This window comes from uncultured Brevundimonas sp. (assembly GCF_963974615.1).
Classification (GTDB): domain Bacteria; phylum Pseudomonadota; class Alphaproteobacteria; order Caulobacterales; family Caulobacteraceae; genus Brevundimonas.
In genome coordinates this window covers 154187-176329 of sequence record NZ_CAXBDH010000003.1, presented here as the reverse complement: position 1 = coordinate 176329, position 22143 = coordinate 154187, and the positions used below count along the sequence as shown (strand labels likewise).

The window sequence follows — 22143 nt, the reverse complement described above, 5'->3', positions numbered from 1 at the left end:
TTGCGAAAAACCCTCCGAATTCACCTCCCCAATCCCTTGCCCCGCAACGCCTTGCGCATTTCTCCAGCCCAACTTCCCGCCCCCCTTCCAGCCCCGCCGATAATACCCCGGTCCCGTCGCAAGGAAGGGCCGCCTGGCCTGCGACCTGGTGTGTGGCGGGAGTGGGGGAGCGGGGTCAGGGTCGGGCGAGGATACCCCGGCCGCTCCGGGACCGGGTCACAGGCCCGGCCCCGCCCGCGGCGATCGGTGCGGCTAGGCGGTAAGACCGTTGCCGACCGCAAGCTCGTCGAAAATCTCCACGCGGAGCGTCGGTCTTCGTCGAAACGGTAATCCATCAGAACACCGGGCGAAGGCCCGGCGCTCCGCCTGCCCTTCCATACCGCCGCCGGACCGGCGCGGCCCCTTGTCATGCGCGTGGGCCGTGCCTGTTCCCCAAAAGGAGCCCCCGATGTGCCGCCCCAAGGATCGCAAATTTTACCCGCCGCCGGACTGGCCGACCCGGCCCGACGGCCGCCCGATGACGCAGAACGACATCCTGCTGGGTCTGGTCATCCACGAGCTGCAGCAGGCCGACGCGCGCGAACGGCCCCGGCCCCGGCGTCGCGTCGTCCGCAACGGGGCCTTCGTCAACCTGTGACCGCCGTCAGTGCGCCCCGGTGCCCTTGGGCAGATGCTGTCGCTCGTGTTTGCCGACGCGGGTCACCAGCGTCTGGCTGGCGGCGTTCATGCCGGTCAGCACCACCTCGGCCCCCTGGCGGCGATAGCGGAACACCACCTTGTCGACGGCGGCGGCCCCGGTCAGGTCCCACAGATGGGCTTCGGTCATGTCGATCTCGACCCGGGTCGGGTGGCCGTGATGCTCGAAGGCGGCGGCGAACACATCGGCCGAGGCGAAGAACAGCTGGCCGCTGACCTCGTAGCGCAGCTCGCCCTCGGGCGAGTCGACCTCGGTCACCACCACCGTCTTGCCGACCTTGCGCATGAAGAACACCGCCGACAGGATCACCCCCAGCACCACCCCCTTGGACAGGTCGTGGGTGGCGACCACGGTGCCGGTGGTGGCCAGCATCACGATCGACGACTGCATCGGCGTCTCGCGCAGCTTCAGCATCGAGCCCCAGTCGAAGGTGCCGACCGAGACCATGATCATCACCGCCACCAGCGCCGCCATCGGAATGACCGCGACCCAGTCCTGCAGCACCAGGATCAGGAACAGCAGGAAGACACCGGCCCACAGCGTCGACAGCCGCCCGCGCGCGCCGCTGGTCACATTGATGATCGACTGGCCGATCATCGCGCAGCCGGCCATGCCGCCGAACAGCGGCGACAGGATGTTGGCGATGCCCTGGCCGCGCGTCTCGCGGTCCTTGTCCGACGGGGTGTCGGTGATGTCATCGATCAGATTGGCGGTCAGCAGACTCTCCAGCAGACCGACGAAGGCCAGGGTCGCAGCCACCGGGGCGATGATGCTGAACGTCGCCCAGGTCAGCGGCACAGCGGGAAGGTGGAAGACCGGCAGGGTCGAGGGCATCTCGCCCATGTCGCCGACGGTGCGCACGTCCAGCCCCATCCACACGGCAAACCCGCTCAGCACCACGATGGCCACCAGCGGCGACGGCACAGCCTTGGTGATGCGCGGCAGGCCGTAGATGATCACCAGACCGGCGGCGACCATGGCGAAGGTCTGCCAATTGGCCCCGATCAGCTCGGGCATCTGGGCCATGAAGATCAGGATCGCCAGCGAATTGACGAAGCCGGTCATCACCGATTTCGACACGAATTTGATGTACCGCCCCAGCCGCAGCAGGCCGATTCCGACCTGGAAGATCCCGGTCAGGATCGAGGCGGCGAACAGATATTCCAGCCCGTGGTCGCGCACCAGGGTGACCATCAGCAGGGCCATGGCCCCGGTGGCGGCGCTGATCATGGCCGGGCGGCCGCCGACGAAGGCGATGGTCACGGCGATGACGAAACTGGCGTACAGGCCGACCGCCGGATCGACCCCGGCGATGATCGAGAAGGCGATCGCCTCGGGGATCAGGGCCAGGGCCACGACCGTGCCCGCCAGCATGTCCTTGCGGGGGTTGGCCAGCCATTGCTGGCGCGCATTGGCGATCAGGGTCATCGGGGCTCGGTCGGTCGCGGGGTTCTGGCGGGCGCGGGTTCGCGCGCCACCGGGGCCGTCATCCGCCTGTTCAGGGGGCGGAAAGACGCGCCGCTGATGCGATATTGCAGTGCAAAAGGCAAGGTTTCACCGCCCCGGGATCCCGGGGCGATGTCGTGCCTTTGGCCCGGGTCAGGTCCCGATGCGGGTGGCCGGGCCGCTGATGCGGCAGGCGAACTCGGTTTCCGGATGGCCGGTGTTGGCCCCGGTCGGCGTCAGGATGCCGCCGCGGTCGCTGCAGCCCTTCTCCAGCGTGGCGAGGTCGCGCTGGTAGGGGGAGTCACCGACGACTCCGGTGGCGCAGCCACTCAGGGCGAGAAGCGCGATCAGGGCGATGGAGGGACGCATGGGCAAGTCTCCTTCTGGGCCGGTGGGGAAAGGGAATCCGTCACTCCGCCGACTGGGCGGCGGCGATCAGGGCGTCGTCGAGGGCGCGGGCCCGAACCGCCGCCTCGCGCGTGGAAATCCGGTCGACATAGGCCCGGAAGGCCGGTCGCTCGGGCAGGGTCTTGAACATCAGGCCCCAGCCGATCTGGCTGCCGACATAGACGTCAGCGGCGCTGAATGTGTCGCCGAGAATATAGGGACCGTCGTCCACCGCCGACTCCAGGGTGTCGACCATGGCCTCGAAACTGCCATAGCCGGCCTGCCTCGCCTTGTCGGCGGGGGCCAGCAGGCCCAGCGACTTGGCCGTGACCGCGGCCTCGACCGGTCCGGCGGCGAAGAACAACCAGCGCAGCCAGGTGCCGCGCGCCGGATCATCGAAGGCCGGAGCCAGCCCGGCCTCGGGACAGGCATCGGCCAGCCAGGCGCAGATGGCGGCGCATTCGGTCACCACCACCCCGCGCCACGACACGGCCGGAACCTTGCCCATCGGATTGATGCTCAGATAGGCCGGGGCCTTCATCGTCGTGCCGTAGTCCAGCACCTCGGTGCGATAGGGTCGCCCGACCTCCTCCAGCATCCAGCGCACGATGCGCCCGCGGGACATGGGGTTGGTGTAGAAGACGATCTCGTCGCTCATATCGGACCCTTCCGCTCGGACCTCCAGTGTAAACCTCCGGGGGCGGGACGACCAGAGGTTCGCCTTCGAACACCTATCGCCGGGCGCGGTCGGGCGGTAAGTCAGGATCATGTCCCAGTCCCCCCGAATGCGCCGCCTGATCGACCTGCCCGGAATCGCCGACCTCGAATACCAGGCCCTGCTGAAACGGGCCTGGGCCGAACCCGACGCCCGGGCCAAATTTCCCGAGATCGACGCCTGTTCACGCGCCGCCTTCGGCCTGACCGCCGACGAGGCCGAGGCGATCCCGCGTCCCGACGGCTGGGACGGAATCGACCAGCAGTCCCAGGCCCGTCAGATCGAAGCCTTCGAGGCCGAGGGCTGGGACGTGACCGACGATCGCCGCAAGCCGCTGCGCATGCTCGACCATTTTAGCACCCAGCTGTGGCTCGCCATCCGCGGTGTCGCCGGCGAACTGCCGTTCCAGCCCGACGACGAACAGCCCGACGCCTGGGGAGCCTCCCTGGCCGGAGACGCCGCCCGTTTCCGCAAGAGATGACCCGATGACGGACGCTGACAATCGGCAACCGGGCTGGCGCTTCTGGATCGACCGTGGCGGCACCTTCACCGACATCGTCGCCCAGGCTCCGGACGGGCGCATCCTGACCGACAAGCTGTTGTCCGAGAATCCCGAACACTATGCCGACGCCGCGGTTGAGGGCGTGCGCCGTCTGCTGGGAGTCGGCCCGGGCCCGCTGCCGTCCGGCCTGGTCGAGACTGTCCGCATGGGCACGACCGTGGCGACCAACGCCCTGCTGGAACGCAAGGGCGAGCCGACCGTGCTGGCTATCACACAAGGGTTCGGCGACGCCCTGACCATCGGCTGGCAGAGCCGGCCCGACATCTTCGCCCGCCAGATTGTGCTGAACCCGCCGCTGCATGACCGGGTCATCGAGATCGACGCCCGGGTCGCGGTCGACGGCACGGTGCTGCAGCCGCTGGACGAGGCCCGCGCCCGCGCCGATTTCGCAGCGGCCCACGCGACCGGCTACCGGGCGGTGGCCATCGTCCTGCTGCACGGCTGGCGCTGGACTGCCGACGAGACACGGCTGGCTGAAATCGCCCACGAAACCGGCTTCGACCAGGTCTCGGTCAGTCATGAGATCGGGGCCCTGATCAAACTGATCGGACGCGGTGACACCACGGTGGCTGACGCTTATCTGTCGCCGGTGCTGCGCGCATACGTCGATCGGGTCGGGGCCGAACTGGGCGAGGATACGCCGCTGCTGTTCATGCAGTCGAACGGCGGCCTGACCGGAGCCCGCGCCTTCCGCGGCAAGGATGCCATCCTGTCCGGCCCCGCCGGGGGTGTGGTGGGTATGGCCGGCACCGCCGGAGAGGCGGGCTTCGACCGGGTCATCGGCTTCGACATGGGCGGCACCTCAACCGACGTCTCCCACTATGCCGGCGCGTTCGAACGCAGCTCTGACAGCGTCGTCGCCGGAGTGCGGCTTCGGGCCCCGATGCTGGCTGTGCATACAGTGGCGGCGGGCGGCGGCTCGATCTGCCGTTTCGACGGCGCACGTCTTCGGGTCGGGCCGGAATCGGCCGGGGCCGTACCGGGACCGGCCGCCTATCGCCGTGGCGGACCGCTGACGGTGACCGACTGCAATGTCATGCTGGGCAAGCTGCGGCCGGAGTTCTTTCCCCCCGTATTCGGTCCCGGAGCCGACCAGCCGCTGGACGCCGATGTGGTGCGTAAGCGGTTCGCCGAGCTCGCGGTCGAGGTCGGGACAGCGACCGGCCGGCTCATGACTCCGGTCGAATTGGCCGAGGGCTTCCTCGCCATCGCCGTTCAGGACATGGCCGAGGCGATCAAGGCGATTTCGATCCAGCGTGGTCACGACGTCAGCGGCTATGTGCTGAACAGCTTCGGCGGGGCCGGAGGACAGCATGCCTGTATGGTCGCCGATGCCCTGGGCATGACCCGTGTCATGCTGCATCCGCTGGCCGGAGTTCTGTCCGCCTATGGCATGGGACTGGCGGCGGTGCGGACCATCCGCGAGGCGACCGTGGCGGTCCCGCTGGCGACGGATCAGGAACCCCGGCTGGCTGACCGGGCGGCCGGGCTGGAACAAGCGGCCCGCGACGACCTGACCGGTCAGGACATCGTGTTCGACTCGGTCGAAACCCTGGTCCGGGCCCGGATCAAATACGCCGGTACCGACACAACCCTCGATGTGCCCTTCGCCGGGACCGAGGCCATGCGCGCGGCGTTTGAGGCGTTGCATCGACAACGCTTCGGCTTCATCGCCGCCGACAAGACCCTGGTGGTCGACAGTCTCGAGGCCGAGGCCACCGGCCGGGCCGGTTCGACATCGCAGGCGGCCACCCGATCCATTGCGACCTCGTCTTCGGACCCGGGGGCGACCATTGCTCCCGCCACGATCCGCATGGCCGGAGCCGACCATGTCACGGCGATCGTCCGACGTGAGACGCTGATACCAGGCGCGGTCGTCGACGGCCCCGCCATCGTGCTCGAACAGACCGGCACCACGGTCATCGAGCCGGGCTGGCGCGCGACCACGGACGCCCTGGCCAATCTGATCCTTGAGCGGGTCATGCCCCTGGCCCCGCTGGCCGCGGTCGGGACGGCGGTCGACCCCATCCTGCTGGAGGTGTTCAATAGCCGCTTCATGGCCGTGGCCGAACAGATGGGCGAGGCCCTGCGGGCCACGGCCTATTCGGTGAATATCAAGGAGCGGCTCGACTTCTCCTGCGCCATCTTCGACCGGGACGGGGCCCTGATTGCCAATGCGCCGCACATCCCGGTCCATCTCGGCTCGATGGGGGAAAGTATCGCGGCGGTGATCCGGGCCCGCGGCGACAACCGCGACGGCCGCGGCCTGCGTCCGGGCGACGTCTACATGCTGAACGCGCCATGGAACGGCGGTACCCACCTGCCCGACATCACCGTCATCATGCCGGTGTTTCTGGAGGGCGAGGCGGAGCCGGCCTTCTTCGTCGCCGCGCGGGGACATCATGCCGACGTCGGCGGCATCACTCCAGGCTCAATGCCGCCGGGCAGTCGCACGGTCGAGGAGGAGGGCGTCCTGATTGACGACGTCCTGCTGATCGATGAAGGCCGTCTGTGTGAAGCCGAAACCCGCGCCCTGCTGGGCTCCGGTCGCTGGCCGGCCCGCAACATCGACCAGAACCTGGCGGATCTGAAAGCCCAGGTCGCCGCCTGCGCCCGCGGAGCCCGGGAGCTGGAGACCATGGTCGGGGTCTTCGGTCGGGCCACGGTCGAGGCCTATATGGGTCACGTTCAGGACAATGCCGAGGCGGCGGTGCGTCAGGTCCTGTCGGTACTGAAGCCCGGCAGTTTCGTGCTGGAGATGGACGACGGCGCGGTCATCCGGGTCCGGATCGACGTCGATACCGACGCCCGGCGGGCCACCGTCGACTTCACCGGGACAAGCCCCCAGCGCGACAATAATTTCAATGCACCCCGCTCCATCACCCGGGCTGCGGTGCTCTATGTCTTCCGCACCCTGGTCGATGACGCCATCCCGCTGAACGAAGGCTGCCTCAAGCCGATCGACCTGATCGTGCCCGAAGGCTCGATGCTCAGTCCGCTCTATCCGGCGGCCGTCGTCGCCGGCAATGTCGAGACCAGCCAGGCGGTGGTCGATGCCCTGTACGGAGCGCTCGGTGTCCTCGCGGCCAGTCAGGGCACGATGAACAATTTCACCTTCGGCGACGACGCGCGGCAGTACTATGAGACCATCGCCGGCGGCTCGGGGGCAGGGCCGGATTTCGACGGGGCCGACGCGGTCCAGACCCATATGACCAACAGTCGCCTGACCGATCCCGAGGTGCTGGAGTCGCGCTTTCCGGTGCGGCTGGACTCCTTCTCCATCCGCTACGGCTCGGGTGGAGCCGGGGCGCATCACGGCGGGAACGGCGTGGTCCGGCGCGTGCGCTTCCTCGAACCGATGACCGCCGCCATCCTGTCGAACCGCCGCCGCGTGCCGCCGTTCGGGGTCGCCGGCGGCGCGCCCGGTGCGACCGGTCGCAACAGCGTCGAGCGTGCTGACGGGTCCTGTGAGGCTCTTGGCTCGACCGCCGAGGTGCAGATGCAGCCGGGCGACGTCTTCGTCATCGAGACCCCGGGTGGTGGCGGGTTCGGGACACCGGGCGGCGACTAGGCGAGGCAGTCGACAGGGGGCTTTCATCGCCCTGGGTTTGCCGTCACCATCACCGACGGTCGGGGGATTTCAACATGCTGGTGCTTTTGGGGATCGCGGTGGTGGTGGCGGGCTTCGTCGCCCGTATTAATCCGCTGCTGGTCATTCTGGCCGCGGCCATCGTCACCGGGGTGATGGCTGCGGTGGTGCCGGGTGTCGAGCCCCGGGCCCTGCTGCAGGCGGGCATCGACACCCTGTCCGCCTTCGGCGATGCCTTTAACGACAACCGCTATTTCCACATCACCTGGCTGGTCCTGCCGGTCATCGGTTTGCTGGAAAGGAAAGGCCTGCAGGAACGGGCCCGGATGCTGGTCGGCAAGGTCCGGGCAGCAACGGCCGGACGCTTGCTGATCAGCTATATGCTGGTGCGCCAGCTCACGGCGGCGCTGGGTCTGACCTCGCTGGGTGGTCATCCGCAAATGGTCCGGCCCCTGATCGCGCCGATGGCCGAAGGGGCGGCCGAGATCGGTGCCGGGGGAGCCCTGCCCGACAAGGTGCGCTATCGCATTCGCGGAATGGCCGCCGCGACCGACAATATCGGCCTGTTCTTCGGCGAGGACATCTTCATCGCCATCGGTTCGATTGTGCTGATTGTCGGCTTCCTCGAACAGTCCGGCCTGATCGTCGAGCCGTTGCAGATTTCGGTCTGGGCCATCCCCACCGCCATCGCGGCCTTCGCCGTCCACGGTGTCCGGCTGCTGCTGTTCGACCGGTCTGTGCAGCGTGAGTTGAAGGCGGACGGGGAGGGCGGACAATGATCACCCTCGAACACGCCTATGTGCTGGTCGGGCTGATGTTTCTCGCCTTTGCCATCCTGACCCTGCGTGATCGGGATCATCCGACGCGTATTCGCAGCGCCCTGTTCTGGGGGCTGATCGCCGCCTCCATGCTGTTCGGCTCATGGCTGGGCGGGCTCGGCAACGGGGTATTGGTGCTGGCCCTCGTCGGCATTGGCGGGCTGAAGCGGCTAGGGGTCGGCAAGCCCGCCACAACGAGTCCGGATCAGCGCCGCGAACGGGCCCAACGGCACGGCAATGCCCTGTTTCTGCCAGCCCTGATCGTGCCGATCGTCGCAGTCGGCGGCACGCTTGCAGCCAAACATTCCGCCGCCGGTGCCTGGTTGATCTCACCGGTGCAGACGACACTGATCGCCCTGGGTCTGGGCTGTGTCCTCGCCCTGGCCGCTGCGATGATCTGGCTGCGGCCGCCGGTGCTGGCTCCCGTGCAGGAGGGTCGCCGACTGATGGACTCGATCGGCTGGGCGGCCTTGCTGCCGCAGATGCTGGCCTCGCTCGGGGCGGTTTTTCTGGCCACCAACGTCGGCGGCGTGGTCGGTGAGCTGGTGACGCAGGCGGTGCCGATGAACTCGGCCCTGATCGCGGTCGTCGCCTACTGCCTCGGCATGGCGCTGTTCACGGTCATCATGGGCAATGCCTTCGCCGCCTTCCCCGTCATGACGGCGGCCATCGGCCTGCCCTTCGTGGTGCATCAGTTCGGCGGTAATCCGGCCATCGTCTGCGCCATCGGCATGCTGGCCGGTTTCTGCGGCACGCTGATGACGCCCATGGCCGCCAACTTCAATGTCGTGCCGGCCAATCTGCTGGAGCTGCCGGATCGGGACTCGCCGTTGAACGGGGTGATCCGGGCCCAGATCCCGACGGCCCTGATCATGCTGGGTATCAATATGACGCTGATGTATCTGCTGGCCTTCCGTTTCTGATGGCCACGCTCACCCCCGAAACCGCCGCCCTGTATGCCCGCACGGCCCTGGGTCATGTGACGCGCGAATATCCCAACAAGATGGACCACGTCCTGGGCGGTCCAGCCGATGTGCAGGGACCCCGGGCCTTGCATCCGGTCTTCTTCGGCAGCTTCGACTGGCATTCCTGTGTGCACGGCTGGTGGACCCTGTTCACCGTCTACCGTCTGTATCCGGACAATGCCGAGGCCGGGGCGATCCGCGCCCTGGCGGATGAGCTGTTCACCGCGACCGGTATCGCGGCCGAGACTGCCTATCTGGCCCGCCCGTCCAGCCGGGGATTCGAGCGCCCCTATGGCTGGGCCTGGTGCCTGATGCTGGCGGCCGAATTGTCGCGTCATGACAGCGAGGAGGGGCGGCGCTGGGCTGTGGCGCTGCGGCCGCTGGCTGAGGCCTTCGCCCGCCGCTTTCGCGACTTCCTGCCGCTGGCGACCTATCCGGTGCGGGTCGGCACCCATTACAACACGGCCTTCGCCCTGACCCTGACGCTCGACTACGCCGATGCGGCGGGCGACGCTGAACTGGCCGCCCTCTGCCGCGACAAGGCCTTGGCCTGGCACGGTGACGACCGCGATTGTCAGGCCTGGGAGCCGTCGCAGGACGAGTTCCTGTCCCCGGCTCTGATGGAGGCCGAACTGTTGCGGCGGGTGCTGGAACCTGCGGCCTTCGTCGACTGGCTGGACCGGTTCCTGCCGCGTCTGGAGAGCGAACAGCCCGCGACCCTGTTCGCCCCGGCGTCGGTCAGCGATCGCAGCGACGGCAAGATCGCCCATCTGGACGGACTCAATCTCAGCCGGGCCTGGTGCTGGCGCGGGCTCGCTTCGGCCCTGCCGGTCGGTGATCCGCGCCGTTCGGTGGCCCTGACGGCGGCCGATCGCCATATGGACGTCGCCCTGCCACAGGTGACCGGCGACTATATGGGCGAACACTGGCTGGCCAGTTTCGCCCTGCTGGCCCTGCTGGCTCCGGAAGCCTAGTCCGGCAACAGGGTCAGAACGGTCTCGACCGGCCGGCACAGCTTCACCCCCTTGGGTGTTCGTACGATCGGCCGGTTCACCAGCACCGGATGTTTGGCCATGGCGTCCAGAATGGTCGCGTCCGGCACGGCCGGATCCAGTAGTCCCAGATCCGACACCAGGTCGCCGGTCCGCCGCATCACATCGCGGGGCGACACATCCATGTCCGCGAACAGGGCGGTCAGCTGATCGCGGGTCCAGCCGGTCTTCACATATTCGACGACCTCGGGCTTCAGTCCCGCCGTCTCGATCGCCGCCAACACCTTGCGCGAGGTCCCGCAGGCGGGGTTGTGGAAGACGGTGACGGGGAAGGCGTTGGACATACTCGATTCCTGCAGGCGGTGAAGGGCGGGGCGCATTCTAACACCCCCGGGACGCGGGTTCACCTCACGACGCGATATCGACGGTTCAAGGTTGCGGCCCGGCCGTCCAGCGCGCACATGCACAACCATGATTGAAAGCCCCGCCGCGCCCGCCAGACCCCGGGGTCCGGGCTTTCCCGAATTTGTCTGCCTGATCGCCATGATGATGGCGCTGAACGCCTTGGCGATCGACGTCATGCTGCCCGCCCTGCCGGCGATTGGCGAAGCGCTCGGCGTCGTCACGGAAAACAGTCGTCAGTGGGTCATCACCGCCTATCTGCTGGGGTTCGGTGTGGCCCAGATTGTCTACGGCCCGCTGGCTGACCGCTATGGCCGCAAACCGATCCTGATGATCGGTCTCAGCCTCTATGTCCTGTTCAGCGCAATCGCCGCCTTTGCCCCGACCTTTGAGGCCCTGATCCTGGCCCGGCTCGGCGCAGGGGTCGGGGCCGCAGCCATGCGGGTGCTGGCGGTGTCGATCGTGCGTGACCGTTACAGCGGCCGAACCATGGCCCGGGTCATGTCCCTCAGCTTTCTCGTCTTTCTCGGCGTCCCCATCCTGGCCCCGACCCTGGGTCAACTGATCCTGACCCTGGCCCCGTGGCCGTGGATATTCGGCGTGCTGGCCCTAGCCGGCGGAGCCTTCATGATCTGGTCGGCGATCCGTCTGCCCGAGACCCTGCACCCGCAAGACCGGCTGCCGATTCGCCTCGACCGCATCGCCGCCGCTTTCCGCGAGGTTCTGACCAGCCGGCGCTCGATGGGCTATACCCTGGCCATGACGGCGATCACCGGGGCGTTGTTTGGCTTCATCAACTCCTCGCAGCAGATCTTTTTCGACGTGTTCGACGAGCCGGGTTTGTTCACCACCTTCTTTGGCCTGATGGCCGGAGGTGTCGCCATCGCCTCCCTGCTTAATGCGCGGCTTGTCGAGCGACTCGGTTCGCGACTGATTTCGCATTCAGCGCTGCTGGGATTCATCGCCATGGGTCTCACCCATTCGCTGGTGACCCTGAGTGGTCATGAAACGATCTGGACCTTTGCCGTGCTGCAGGGACTGACCATGTTCTGCTTCGGGCTGATCGCCGGTAATTTCGGCGCGATGGCCATGGAGCCGATGGGCCATATCGCCGGCACGGCCTCGTCGGCCCAGGGCTTCATCTCGACCACGGCGGGGTCGACGGCGGGATTTCTGATCGGTCAGCAGTTCAACGGATCGGTCGTGCCCCTGGCTGTCGGCGTCACCATCTGCGGCCTTGCGGCTCTGGGTGCGGTCCTGTTCGCCGAACGGGGTCGCCTCTTTACGGCCCGCAATCCGTTGCAAACTGCGGCGCAGTGAGACCCGGCCGGTCGTCCACCCCTTGATCTTTGCCTTGCGAAAGGGCTGTCTCCCCGGCCTGTAATAAACGGAGCGTTCGATGAACCGCACTCTGACCGGACTGGTGTCCGTCCTTGCCCTGTCCATGGCCCTGGCCGCCTGTGGCCAGCCCACGGTCAAGTCCGACATGCCGCCATTGCCGGCTTCGGCCACCGCGCCGGTCCAGTATGTCACCGACATCCATTCCTTCGCCCAGCCGCAGATCGCGCGGGTCCGTAACGTCGACCTCGATCTGGTCGCCGACTTCGCCGCCAAGACCCTGTCCGGCAAGGCGACGCTCGACATCACCGCCGAGCCGGGCGCGACCCGTATTGTTCTGGATGTCCGAAACCTCGACATTCGCGCCGTCACCGATGAGGCCGGAGAGGCCCTGCCCTTCGTGCTCGGGGCCGGTAATCCGATCATGGGTCAGCCGCTGACCGTGACCTTCCCGGCCTTCACCGCCGGTGAACAGCGCAAGATCGTCATCACCTACGCCACCCGTCCTGACGCCGCGGCCCTGCAGTGGCTGACTCCGGCCCAGACCGCCGGCGGTCAACAGCCCTATCTGTTCAGCCAGGGCCAGGCCATTCTGACCCGCACCTGGATCCCGACCCAGGACAGTCCCGGCATCCGCCAGACCTATTCCGCCAAGATCACCGTGCCCGACGCCCTGAAGGCGGTGATGAGCGCTGAAATGCTGACTCCGGACGGTGCCGCGGCCGGGACCGGAATGCACAGCTACAGCTTCCGCATGACCAATCCTGTCCCGCCCTATCTGATCGCCCTGGCGGTTGGTGACCTGGCCTTCGCCAGTGAGGATGGCCGCACCGGCGTCTGGACCGAGCCGAGCCGGCTGGAGGCGGCCAAGGCCGAATTCGCCGAAGTCGGCCAGATGGTCGACGCGGCCGAGGCCCTGTACGGCCCCTATCGCTGGGGTCGCTACGACCTGCTGATCCTGCCGCCGTCCTTCCCGTTCGGCGGCATGGAGAACCCGCGCCTGACCTTCGCCACGCCGACCGTGGTCGCCGGCGACAAGTCGCTGGTGTCGCTGGTCGCTCATGAGTTGGCCCACAGCTGGTCCGGCAATCTGGTGACCAACTCCACATGGTCCGACATCTGGCTCAACGAGGGCTTCACCACCTATTTCGAAAACCGCATCATGGAGTCGGTCTACGGGCGTGACCGGGCCCTGATGCTGCAGGTGCTGGGCTGGAACGACCTGCAGTCCAGTCTGAAGACGATGCCTGCGGCCGATACGCGGATGCACGTCGACCTGACCGGGCGCGACCCGGACGACGGCCTCAACGACATCCCTTATGAAAAGGGTGCCGCCTTCCTGCGCACTGTCGAACGTATCGTCGGCCGCGAGGCCTTCGACGTCTGGCTGAAAGGCTATTTCGCGCGCAACGCCTTCCGCCCGATGTCCTCGGCCCAGTTCCTGACCGATATCCGCACCCATCTGGTCAAGGGTGACGCCGCCCTCGAGGCCCGGCTGCAGCTCGACAACTGGGTCTATCAGCCAGGCCTGCCGTCGAATGCCGAGGCCCCGGTGTCGACGGCCCTGACCGCCGTGGACACGGCGGCCAAGGCCTTCTTCGCTGACAAGGGTCCGGCCTCGGCCATTCCGTGGGCGGGCTGGTCGACCCAGGAGCGTCAGCATTTCCTGGCCTGGCGTCCGACCGGTCTGCGCGCCGGCACCGACTGGATGACCAACCAGCAGCTGGCCGATCTGGAATCGACCCTGAAGTTGCGGGATGAAGGCAACGCCGAAGTCCTGTTCGGCTGGCTCCAGATCGCCGTGGCCCATCGTTACCAGCCGGCCGTGCCGACTCTGGACCATTTCCTGACCAGCCAGGGCCGACGCAAATTCGTCCTGCCCCTGTTCACCAGCCTGTGGGCCGAGGGCAGCTGGGGTCGTCCGATCGCCACCCGCATCTATGCCAAGGCCCGGCCGGGCTATCATCCGGTGACATCCGGCTCGGTTGACGGCGTGGTGGGCGTTCCGGCGGGCTGACCGTTCCGGCGGCTTGACCTGCGGCCGGCCAGGACGCACCTCTCGCGGCGAACGGGAGATTGACTGATGACGCGCGTCCTGGCTCCGGCCCTCGCCCTGTTTTTCGCAGGTATCGCCTCTACGGCCACGGCCACGGCCCAGGATCTGATGATTCACGGGGGCGTCATCCGTACCGGGGTTGAGGCCGCGCCGACGGCCGAGGTCGTTCAGGTCCGCGACGGTCGCATCGTCTTCGTCGGTGCTGCGGCACTGGCCCCCGACGCCGTCGGGCTGACCGACATCGACCTGCACGGTGCCACCCTGTTTCCCGGTTTTACGGACGGCCACGCCCATCTGGACGGCATCGGCTGGCGCGAACTGACGCTGAACCTCGAGGGCTCGACCTCGGTCGCCGAGGCCATGGCCCGACTGACGGCCTGGGCCGCCGCCCATCCCGACGGTCCCATCGTCGGCCGTGGCTGGATCGAAACCCGCTGGCCCGAGGCCCGCTTCCTGACCCGGGCCGACCTCGATGCCGCCGCACCGGGGCGGGTGGTCCTGCTTAGCCGCGCCGACGGTCATGCGGTGGTCGCCTCTTCGGCCGCGCTCGTGGCCGCCGGGATCGATGCTGCCACCGTCGCCCCCGCGGGCGGCGAGATCCTGCATTCGGCCGACGGCCGACCGACCGGCCTGCTCGTCGACGCGGCCCAGGAGCTGGTCGCCCGGCTGCGTCCGCAACAGGACCCGGCCGCCATCCGCAACGCCTATCGCGCCGGCTTTCGGGTCGAGGCTGCGTATGGCTGGACCGGCGTCCATTTCATGAGCGCGCCATGGTCGGATATCCCGATGCTGGAGGCCATGGCCGAGGCCGGTGAGGCCCCGCTGCGAGTTTACAACAGCGTCTCCCCGGATGGTGCGGAGGCCCTGTTCGCCTCGGGCCCTCGCAGCGTCGCCGACGGCCGGATCATCACGCGGGCGGTCAAATTCTATGCCGATGGAGCCCTGGGTTCACGCGGCGCGGCCCTGTTCGAACCCTATGCCGATAGCCCCGATTCGACCGGCCTGATGCAGACCACGGCCGCAGAGGCAGTGCCCCTCTATGAGGCGGCCCTGAGATCCGGCATCCAGATCGCCACTCACGCCATCGGCGACCGCGGCAATCACGAGGTCACCGAATGGTATGCGGCGGCCATGCACGCTGTACCGCGGGCCGAATGGAGTGTCGCCGATCCACGCTGGCGTATCGAACACGCCCAGATCCTGCGCCCGTCCGACTATGTGGCCTTCCGTGACCTGCCGATCATCGCCTCGATGCAGCCCAGCCACGCCATCGGCGACTTCCATTTCGCCGCCGCTCGTCTGGGCGACGCCCGGCTGGATGGAGCCTATGCTTGGAAGAGCCTGGTCGACATGGGAGTCATTGTCGTCGGTGGGTCCGACGCCCCGGTCGAGCGCGGCGATCCGCTGATTGAATTCTACGCCGCCGTGGCCCGTCGTAATCTTGAAGGCTTCCAGGGACCCGACTGGCGACCCGAGGAAGCGGTGTCGCGCGAGACGGCGTTGAAGATGTTCACCCTGTGGCCGGCCTGGGCCTCGTTCCGCGAGAACGAACTGGGCACGATCGCGGTCGGCAAGCGCGCCGACTTCACCGCCTTCGACATCGATCTGATGACCGTGCCCGCCGCCGACATCCCGCACGGCCATGCGATGCTGACCGTGGTCGACGGCGTCGTGGTCTGGCGACGCGACTGAAGCGAAGAAACTGGAGCGGCCGGCGGGAATCGAACCCGCGACATTCAGCTTGGGAAGCTGACGTTCTACCTCTGAACTACGGCCGCATCCGTGAACAACTTCAGCATCCTATCGACCGAGTCCGTTCCGCGATCTGGTGCGGTTTACAGGGCGGTTCACAAAGTCGTTCAGCAGATGTTCTCTTTAGCCGCTGACCTCCTGCTTCTCAAGCCGTTCAATCGCAGCCAGGGCGACCCGATCGCCGTTGACGTAACGCTTGATGATCTGCGCGACGCGAGCCGGATCCTATCCAATGAACTCTGCTGTTTCCCCTGCCGAGAACCCTTTGAGAATGAACCGCGTCGCAGCGGTGCTGGAGTCGCAAGTCTGGTGGTCCGGTCATGTGGTGCGTCGGACACTGAAAACCGCTCCAGCGCGCTCCGCTATTCGGGGCAGACGGATGTGTCGCAAAAGACTCCGCCTGCGGCAGAAAGGGGTCGCGCAGGGCGCTCTCGTGGGCAAGATGATCCAGATGTTCACCCCCCTTCGCCACGCCCCCTACCGACATCTGTTCCTGGCCCAGGTCGCGGCCCTGCTCGGCACCGGCATGGCCACGGTGGCGCTCGGGCTGCTGGCCCACGATCTGGCGGGGGCGAGCGCCGGGGAAATCCTTGGCGCGGCCCTGTCGATCAAGATGGTCGCCTACATAGCGGTCGCGCCGTTCGCGAGCGCACTGGCGGCGAGACTGCCCAGAAAAATCCTGCTGGTTTCGCTCGACATCGTTCGAGCCGGTGTCGCGGTCAGCCTGCCGTTCGTCGGCGAAGCCTGGCAGATCTATGGGCTGATGACCGTGCTCTATGTTGCCTCGGCCGCCTTCACCCCGGCCTTCCAGGCCATGATCCCCGACCTGCTTCCGGACGAGGCTGAATACACCAAGGCGCTGTCGCTCTCGCGGCTGGCAGCCGATCTGGAGAGCGTCGCCAGCCCCGTGCTGGCGGCCCTGCTGCTGGCGGTGATGAGCTACAACAATCTGTTTGCGGGCACGGCAGTCGGTTTTGTCGTTTCCGCACTGTTCGTCGTCAGCGCGGTCTTGCCGGCGTTGAGCACCGCCCAACCCCGGCCTTTCCTGCAACGCCTGACCGGCGGCATTCGCCTGTTCGCGCTGACGCCGCGTCTTCGAGGTCTGCTGGCGATCAGTCTGGCGACGGCGGCGGGCGGCGCGATGGTGTTCGTCAACACCGTGGTGCTGGTGCAGTCGCGCTTCGCCATGTCGGAACAGGCGACGGCCTGGGCGCTGGCGGCGTTCGGCGGTGGATCGATGACGGCGGCGGTGATCCTGCCGCGTCTTCTGGTTCGGCTTTCGGACCGGTCCGCCATGGTGCTGGGGGCCGCCCTGATGACGCTGGTGCTGCTGGCGGGTCCGTGGGTCGCGGTCAGTTACCCGGCCTTGCTGGCGCTGTGGGTGACCATGGGCTTCGGCTATTCGCTGACGATTACACCGGCCGGTCGGGCGCTGCGGCGGTCATCCAACGCCGCTGACCGGCCCTCGTTGTTCGCGGCCCAGTTCGCCCTGTCGCACGCGTGCTGGCTGATCGCCTATCCAGTGGCGGGCCTGGTCAGTGCAGCGGTTGATCCCGGGGCAGCCTTTCTGGTTCTGGCGGGCCTCTGCGCCTTTGGCACGATCCTGGGGCTGCTGATCTGGCCGGCGCATGACCCGGACAGTTTGCCGCACAGTCATGACGACCTCGAACCCGATGATCCGCATCTGCGAGAAGGCCACGCGCTGGAAGGCGAAGCGGGCCACGCCCACCCCTACGTCATCGACGAACGGCATACCCGCTGGCCGACGACGAGGGGATAGGCACAGACCTCAGTCGAAGGTTTCGACGGCGGTGTAGGCTCCGCGTGTCTGGAGCGTGATCCGGACGGTCTGACCGCTGCGATTGCGCCAGAACCAGCCGTGCTTGCCGGTGAAGGCCGCCATCAGCTGACCCTCCACCCGGCTGTCCGTGCCCTTGCCGTAGCCGTGGTAGGAAATCCCCGCCCCATCACCGTGGGTGTCGAAGTTTACCCGCTCACCATCCGTGAACCAGACGAAGCTGGCTGTGGCCCCGTCCTGCATGGTCAGTTTGATTTCGGCCCCTTCATCGGGTGCCAGGGTGAGCACGGTCTGATCGGTGCGACCAGCGACGGTCGGGACCGCTGCCCTGACCGGGGCGACGGTCACAGCGGCAGGAGTCGTCGCAGCCGGTTTCGGCACGGGCGGAGCGGCCGGTTCCGGAGTGGGCGTGGTTGGTGGGACCGTCGCCGGGAGTGTCGGCAACGCCGGTGGTGGCGCGGCGGCCTCTGTCAGGACCCCTGCGTCCCCGGCCCTGGCTTCAGCAGCGAGCTGCATCTTGATGCGGCCCATTTCCGTCAGGCCGAGCAGCGATCCGACCCGGGTGGGATCGGTGCCGTATTCGGCGGGCAGAACGATCGTGACGAGCAGACCGGCGGCGATCGCGACGGCCACCGCCGTGGACTTCAACAGCTTGCCGGTCGAGGGCAGGTCGGCGGGGTCGGGCTTGTTGGCATTTTGCATGAAAGGTCTCCGATCAGGTGACGAAGAAGCCGACGAGCTGATAGCCCGCCAGGATGAAACCGAGGGTCATGAGGACGACATTGGCGGCATAGGCATGACGCCAGAAGCCGGTCGTCTTCCGCCAGAAACCCATGACGATGAGGATGGCGCCCAGGGCCAGAAGCTGGCCGGCCTCGACCCCGATGTTGAAGGCGATCAGGTTGCCGATCAGTCCGTCGGATGACAGCTGGAAATCCTGCAGCTTGGTCGCCAGGCCGAAGCCGTGGAACAGGCCGAAGATCAGGGTCGCGGCCCTGGTCGAGGGCTGGAAACCGAACCAGCGTTTATAGGCACCAAGGTTGTCGAGCGCCTTGTAGACGACCGACAGGCCGATGATGGCGTCAACCAGATAGCTGGACACGCTGATGTCGGTCAGCACACCCAGCAGCAGGGTGGTCGAGTGGCCGATGGCGAACAGCGTCACATAGATGCTGATGTCCTTCATCCGGAAGAGGAAGAAGATCACGCCGAACAGGAACAGCAGATGGTCGTAGCCGGTGACCATATGCTTGGCCCCGAGATAGACGAACGGCCAGAACAGGAAGCCGGATGTTTCCTGGATGTAGCCCTTGTCGCCTTCGGCCACGCCATGGGCGAGGGCCGCCGTGAGCAGGCCGTTCATGAACAGGATCAGCAGTCCGAGCACGAGGATGCCCGCAGGCGTCCTCAGCCAGGCCGTCAATCGATGGGACGCGAGGGTCATGCATTACTCCGGATGAAGGGAAGACGGGAAAGCCAGCCGGGGCGCCTGCCTTCGGGTCGGGGTGGACGACCATGCACCAGGCTGTAGAGGGCGGGCAGGACCAGCAGGGTCAGGATGGTCGAGGAGATGATCCCGCCGATCACGACTGTGGCCAGCGGCCGCTGGACCTCGGCCCCGGCCCCTACGTTCAGCGCCATCGGCACGAAGCCGAGGCTGGCGACCAGGGCGGTCATCAACACCGGCCGCAGCCGGGTGAGCGCGCCTTCGCGGATCGCTTCGCCGACGGGTTTGCCCTCGGCGATCAGGGTGCGGATGAAGCTGACCATGACGACACCGTTCAGCACCGCAACGCCGGACAGAGCGATGAAGCCGACCGCCGCCGAAATGGATAGCGGCAGACCCCGCATAGCCAGAGCCGCCACGCCGCCGGTCAGGGCCAGAGGCACGCCGGAGAAGACGATGGCGGAGTCCTTGACCGAGCGGAACAGGGCGAACAGCAGGCCGAAGATCAGCAGCAGCACGATCGGTACCACAAGCTGCAGCCGTTTGGCCGCCGAGATCAGTTGCTCGAACGTGCCGCCGTAGCTGACCCAGTAGCCGGCGGGGACCTCGACCTCGGCCCCGACCTTCTCCTGCACTTCGGCGATGAACGAGCCCAGGTCGCGGCCTCGCACATTGGCTGTGACCACGACGCGGCGCTTGCCGTCCTCGCGGCTGATCTGGTTCGGGCCCTTCTCGACGACGATTGTCGCTACCTCTTCCAGCGGCACGAAAGCGCGCCTGCCGCCGCCGTCGGACGGAAGCGGAATCTGCAGTCGGCCGATGGCGTCGGTATTCTGACGCATCGCCTCGGGCATCCGCACGACGACATCAAAGCGACGGTCGCCCTCGAACACCTGACCCGCCGTCACGCCGCCGATGGAGGCGGACACGACCTGCTGGACGTCGTCGAGGCTCAGGCCCAGGCGCGCCAGGGCGGCACGGTCCGGCGTGATCTGGAGCACGGGCAGGCCGGTGACCTGTTCGACGCTGACGTCCTGTGCGCCCTCGATGCCGTCGACGACGCCCTCGACGGCCTGTCCGACCGCCAGCAACTGCTCCAGATCGTCGCCGAACACCTTGATCGCCACGTCGGCGCGGACGCCCGACAACAGCTCATTGAACCGCATCTGGATCGGCTGGGTGAACTCGTAGTTGTTGCCCGGGATCAGGGCGACAGCAGCCCGCATCTCCGCAATCAGTTCGGTCTTGGGCTTGCGCGGGTCGGGCCATTCGGACCGGGCCTTCAGGATGATGAAGGTGTCGGCGACCGACGGCGGCATGGGGTCGGTCGCGACCTCCGCCGTGCCGATCTTGGCGAAGACGCGCTCGACCTCGGGGAACCGTGCCAGCCGCCGCTCCAGCTCCGTCTGCATCTGCACCGCCTGGGTCAGGCTGGTGCCGGGAATGCGCAGGGCATGCATGGCGATGTCGCCCTCGTCGAGATTCGGGATAAACTCCGAACCCATCTTTGAAGCGCCCAGACCGGCAATCACGACAAGAGCGATCGCGACCCCGACGAAGACGACCCTTAGCCTCAGGGCCACATCGAGCGCCGGCTCGTAGAACCGCCGCGCGCCGCGCATGATGAAGCTGTCCTTCTCCTCGACCTTGCCAGTGACGAACATGGCGACCGCCGCCGGCACGAAGGTCAGCGACAGCACGAGGGCGATGGTCAGGGCCATGACGACGGTGATCGCCATGGGATGGAACATCTTCCCCTCAACCCCGGTCAGGGCGAAGATCGGGACATAGACCAGGGTGATGATCAGCACGCCGAACAGTGACGGCCGGATCACCTCGCTGGAGGCTGTGGCCGCCAGTCCGAAACGCTCATCCCTGTTCAGGATGCGCCCCAGCCGATGCTGGGCCTCACCGAACCGGCGCAGACAGTTCTCGACGATGATCACCGCGCCGTCGACGATGAGGCCGAAGTCGAGCGCGCCGAGGCTCATCAGATTGCCCGAAGTGCCGGTCTGCACCATGCCGGTGATGGTCATCAGCATGGTCACCGGAATGACGGCCGCCGTGATCAGGGCGGCGCGGATGTTCCCCAGCAGCAGGAACAGGACGACGATGACCAGAAGCGCTCCTTCGACCAGGTTCTTCTCGACGGTGTGGATGGCCCGGTCGACCAGATCGGTGCGGTCATAGACGGCGACGGCGCTGACCCCGGCCGGCAGGGACCTGGCGGCCACCTCCAGCCGGGCGGCGACGGCCTGGGCTACCGTCCGGCTGTTTTCGCCGACCAGCATGAAGACCGTGCCCAGCACGATCTCCTCGCCGTCCTGGGTCGCTGCGCCGGTGCGCAGCTCCTCGCCCATCAGGACATCGGCCACGTCGCCGACGCGGATTGGAACGCCACCGCGTTTCGACACAACGATGGCACCCAGGTCATCAATGCCCGAGGCCTGTCCCGCCACACGCACCAGATACTGCTCGCCATAGCGTTCGACATAGCCGGCACCGACATTGGCGTTGTTGCGGTTCAGCGCCTCGACCACCTCGGCCATGGTGACGCCATAGGCGGCCAGCCGGTCGGGCCAGGGCGTGACGTGATACTGTCGCTCAAACCCGCCGATGGTGTTGACCTCGGTGACGCCCGGCGTGTTGCGAAGCTGGGGTCGGATCACCCAGTCCTGGAGCGTGCGCAGGTCCTCGGCGGTATACAGCTCGCCGTCGGGTCGCCGCGCGCCCTGCTCGGCCTCCACGGTGTACATGAAGATCTCGCCCAGCCCCGTGGCGATGGGACCGAGTTCGGGTGCCACACCTTCCGGCAGCTGCCCGCGCGCGGCCTGGAGGCGTTCGTTGACCAGCTGGCGCGCGAAATAGATGTCCGTGCCGTCCCTGAAGACGATCGTGACCTGGCTCAGCCCATAGCGTGAGATGGAGCGCGTATATTCCAGCCCCGGCACGCCCGCGACGGCGGTCTCGATCGGGAAGGTGATCCTCTGTTCGGACTCCAGCGGCGAGAAGCCGGGGGCCTCGGTACTGATCTGGACCTGGACGTTGGTGATGTCCGGCGTGGCGTCGATGGGCAGGCGCTGGAAGCTCCAGACCCCGACCGCGCAGGCCAGAAGGACGAGGGCCATGACGATCCAGCGAAACCGGATCGACAGCGCGATGATGCGTTCAAGCATGAT

At 67.1% G+C, this 22143-nt stretch carries 17 protein-coding genes and 1 tRNA gene; 10 read left to right on the top strand and 8 right to left on the bottom strand.

The genetic code is table 11. The features are described from left to right. Positions 1-448: 448 nt before the first annotated feature. Positions 449-637 carry a hypothetical protein gene (locus AAC050_RS03165; RefSeq protein WP_339913597.1) on the top strand — a complete coding sequence of 63 codons (189 nt, stop codon included), beginning with the start codon at positions 449-451 and terminating at the stop codon, positions 635-637. A 6-nt stretch (positions 638-643) separates the two neighbouring features. Here AAC050_RS03165 and AAC050_RS03160 read toward each other — a convergent pair whose 3' ends face one another. The 3 genes from AAC050_RS03160 to AAC050_RS03150 all read right to left on the bottom strand — a co-directional run bounded on the left by AAC050_RS03160 (position 644) and on the right by AAC050_RS03150 (position 3188). Further along, positions 644-2119, bottom strand: a complete 1476-nt coding sequence (locus tag AAC050_RS03160) for a SulP family inorganic anion transporter (RefSeq protein ID WP_339913631.1) — start codon at positions 2117-2119, stop codon at positions 644-646. 177 nt (positions 2120-2296) lie between these two features. Then, on the bottom strand, positions 2297-2512 hold the full coding sequence (locus tag AAC050_RS03155) for a hypothetical protein (RefSeq protein WP_339913596.1): 216 nt from the start codon (positions 2510-2512) through the stop codon (positions 2297-2299). 40 nt (positions 2513-2552) lie between these two features. Then, a complete protein-coding gene (locus AAC050_RS03150; RefSeq protein WP_339913595.1) occupies positions 2553-3188 on the bottom strand; it encodes a glutathione S-transferase family protein in 636 nt (211 codons plus the stop codon). 109 nt (positions 3189-3297) lie between these two features. On the opposite strand from AAC050_RS03150, the gene AAC050_RS03145 reads away from it, so the two are divergent. The 5 genes from AAC050_RS03145 to AAC050_RS03125 all read left to right on the top strand — a co-directional run bounded on the left by AAC050_RS03145 (position 3298) and on the right by AAC050_RS03125 (position 10153). Beyond that, on the top strand, positions 3298-3726 hold the full coding sequence (locus AAC050_RS03145; RefSeq protein ID WP_339913594.1) for a hypothetical protein: 429 nt from the start codon (positions 3298-3300) through the stop codon (positions 3724-3726). Positions 3727-3730: 4 nt separating this feature from the next. Beyond that, positions 3731-7378, top strand: a complete 3648-nt coding sequence (locus AAC050_RS03140) for a hydantoinase B/oxoprolinase family protein (protein ID WP_339913593.1) — start codon at positions 3731-3733, stop codon at positions 7376-7378. A gap of 74 nt (positions 7379-7452) precedes the next feature. Then, the gene (locus AAC050_RS03135; RefSeq protein ID WP_339913592.1) at positions 7453-8175 is read left to right on the top strand and encodes a DUF969 domain-containing protein; all 723 of its coding nucleotides are present in this window, start codon (positions 7453-7455) and stop codon (positions 8173-8175) included. Then, positions 8172-9137 carry a DUF979 domain-containing protein gene (locus AAC050_RS03130; protein ID WP_339913591.1) on the top strand — a complete coding sequence of 322 codons (966 nt, stop codon included), beginning with the start codon at positions 8172-8174 and terminating at the stop codon, positions 9135-9137. The genes AAC050_RS03135 and AAC050_RS03130 overlap by 4 nt, the downstream gene beginning before the upstream one ends. Further along, positions 9137-10153 (top strand): DUF2891 domain-containing protein, encoded by a 1017-nt coding sequence (locus tag AAC050_RS03125; RefSeq protein WP_339913590.1) that lies wholly within the window; start codon positions 9137-9139, stop codon positions 10151-10153. Before AAC050_RS03130 ends, AAC050_RS03125 begins: the two co-directional genes overlap by 1 nt. On the opposite strand, the gene arsC is transcribed toward AAC050_RS03125, so the two are convergent. Beyond that, the gene (arsC, locus tag AAC050_RS03120; protein WP_339913589.1) at positions 10150-10515 is read right to left on the bottom strand and encodes an arsenate reductase (glutaredoxin); all 366 of its coding nucleotides are present in this window, start codon (positions 10513-10515) and stop codon (positions 10150-10152) included. The two genes, AAC050_RS03125 and arsC, sit on opposite strands and share 4 nt — an antisense overlap. 127 nt (positions 10516-10642) lie before the next feature. Between arsC and AAC050_RS03115 the strand changes: the two genes are divergently transcribed. From AAC050_RS03115 to AAC050_RS03105, 3 genes are all read left to right on the top strand, one after another. After that, positions 10643-11893, top strand: a complete 1251-nt coding sequence (locus AAC050_RS03115) for a multidrug effflux MFS transporter (protein ID WP_339913588.1) — start codon at positions 10643-10645, stop codon at positions 11891-11893. 79 nt (positions 11894-11972) lie between these two features. Then, a complete protein-coding gene (locus AAC050_RS03110) occupies positions 11973-13928 on the top strand; it encodes a M1 family metallopeptidase (RefSeq protein WP_339913587.1) in 1956 nt (651 codons plus the stop codon). A gap of 66 nt (positions 13929-13994) precedes the next feature. Next, positions 13995-15659, top strand: coding sequence for an amidohydrolase (locus AAC050_RS03105; protein ID WP_339913586.1), 1665 nt, complete (start codon positions 13995-13997; stop codon positions 15657-15659). Positions 15660-15670: 11 nt separating this feature from the next. On the opposite strand, the gene AAC050_RS03100 is transcribed toward AAC050_RS03105, so the two are convergent. Further along, positions 15671-15745: transfer RNA gene (locus AAC050_RS03100), tRNA-Gly, on the bottom strand. 425 nt (positions 15746-16170) lie between these two features. Between AAC050_RS03100 and AAC050_RS03095 the strand changes: the two genes are divergently transcribed. Further along, positions 16171-17499: an MFS transporter gene (locus AAC050_RS03095; RefSeq protein WP_339913585.1), complete on the top strand. Its 1329-nt coding sequence runs from the start codon at positions 16171-16173 to the stop codon at positions 17497-17499. Between the two features lie 9 nt (positions 17500-17508). Here AAC050_RS03095 and AAC050_RS03090 read toward each other — a convergent pair whose 3' ends face one another. The 3 genes from AAC050_RS03090 to AAC050_RS03080 are packed head-to-tail and all read right to left on the bottom strand — an operon-like array spanning position 17509 to position 22140. Continuing rightward, entirely contained in the window at positions 17509-18219 is a 711-nt protein-coding gene (locus AAC050_RS03090; RefSeq protein ID WP_339913584.1) for a transmembrane anchor protein, read from the bottom strand. A 13-nt stretch (positions 18220-18232) separates the two neighbouring features. Continuing rightward, complete coding sequence (locus AAC050_RS03085; RefSeq protein WP_339913583.1) at positions 18233-18961, bottom strand: HupE/UreJ family protein; 729 nt, start codon at positions 18959-18961, stop codon at positions 18233-18235. After that, positions 18958-22140, bottom strand: a complete 3183-nt coding sequence (locus AAC050_RS03080; RefSeq protein ID WP_339913582.1) for a CusA/CzcA family heavy metal efflux RND transporter — start codon at positions 22138-22140, stop codon at positions 18958-18960. The genes AAC050_RS03085 and AAC050_RS03080 overlap by 4 nt, the downstream gene beginning before the upstream one ends. Between the last annotated feature and the right edge of the window lie 3 nt (positions 22141-22143).

Bases quoted from the DNA above. Each gene is read 5' to 3' on its own strand.
- AAC050_RS03090 (WP_339913584.1), bottom strand. From the start codon at position 18,219: ATGCAAAATGCCAACAAGCCCGACCCCGCCGACCTGCCCTCGACCGGC.
- AAC050_RS03115 (WP_339913588.1), top strand. From the start codon at position 10,643: ATGATTGAAAGCCCCGCCGCGCCCGCCAGACCCCGGGGTCCGGGCTTT.
- AAC050_RS03110 (WP_339913587.1), top strand. From the start codon at position 11,973: ATGAACCGCACTCTGACCGGACTGGTGTCCGTCCTTGCCCTGTCCATG.
- AAC050_RS03095 (WP_339913585.1), top strand. From the start codon at position 16,171: ATGTTCACCCCCCTTCGCCACGCCCCCTACCGACATCTGTTCCTGGCC.
- AAC050_RS03140 (WP_339913593.1), top strand. From the start codon at position 3,731: ATGACGGACGCTGACAATCGGCAACCGGGCTGGCGCTTCTGGATCGAC.
- AAC050_RS03155 (WP_339913596.1), bottom strand. From the start codon at position 2,512: ATGCGTCCCTCCATCGCCCTGATCGCGCTTCTCGCCCTGAGTGGCTGC.
- AAC050_RS03105 (WP_339913586.1), top strand. From the start codon at position 13,995: ATGACGCGCGTCCTGGCTCCGGCCCTCGCCCTGTTTTTCGCAGGTATC.
- AAC050_RS03130 (WP_339913591.1), top strand. From the start codon at position 8,172: ATGATCACCCTCGAACACGCCTATGTGCTGGTCGGGCTGATGTTTCTC.
- AAC050_RS03145 (WP_339913594.1), top strand. From the start codon at position 3,298: ATGTCCCAGTCCCCCCGAATGCGCCGCCTGATCGACCTGCCCGGAATC.
- AAC050_RS03150 (WP_339913595.1), bottom strand. From the start codon at position 3,188: ATGAGCGACGAGATCGTCTTCTACACCAACCCCATGTCCCGCGGGCGC.
- arsC (WP_339913589.1), bottom strand. From the start codon at position 10,515: ATGTCCAACGCCTTCCCCGTCACCGTCTTCCACAACCCCGCCTGCGGG.
- AAC050_RS03080 (WP_339913582.1), bottom strand. From the start codon at position 22,140: ATGCTTGAACGCATCATCGCGCTGTCGATCCGGTTTCGCTGGATCGTC.
- AAC050_RS03125 (WP_339913590.1), top strand. From the start codon at position 9,137: ATGGCCACGCTCACCCCCGAAACCGCCGCCCTGTATGCCCGCACGGCC.
- AAC050_RS03135 (WP_339913592.1), top strand. From the start codon at position 7,453: ATGCTGGTGCTTTTGGGGATCGCGGTGGTGGTGGCGGGCTTCGTCGCC.
- AAC050_RS03085 (WP_339913583.1), bottom strand. From the start codon at position 18,961: ATGACCCTCGCGTCCCATCGATTGACGGCCTGGCTGAGGACGCCTGCG.
- AAC050_RS03165 (WP_339913597.1), top strand. From the start codon at position 449: ATGTGCCGCCCCAAGGATCGCAAATTTTACCCGCCGCCGGACTGGCCG.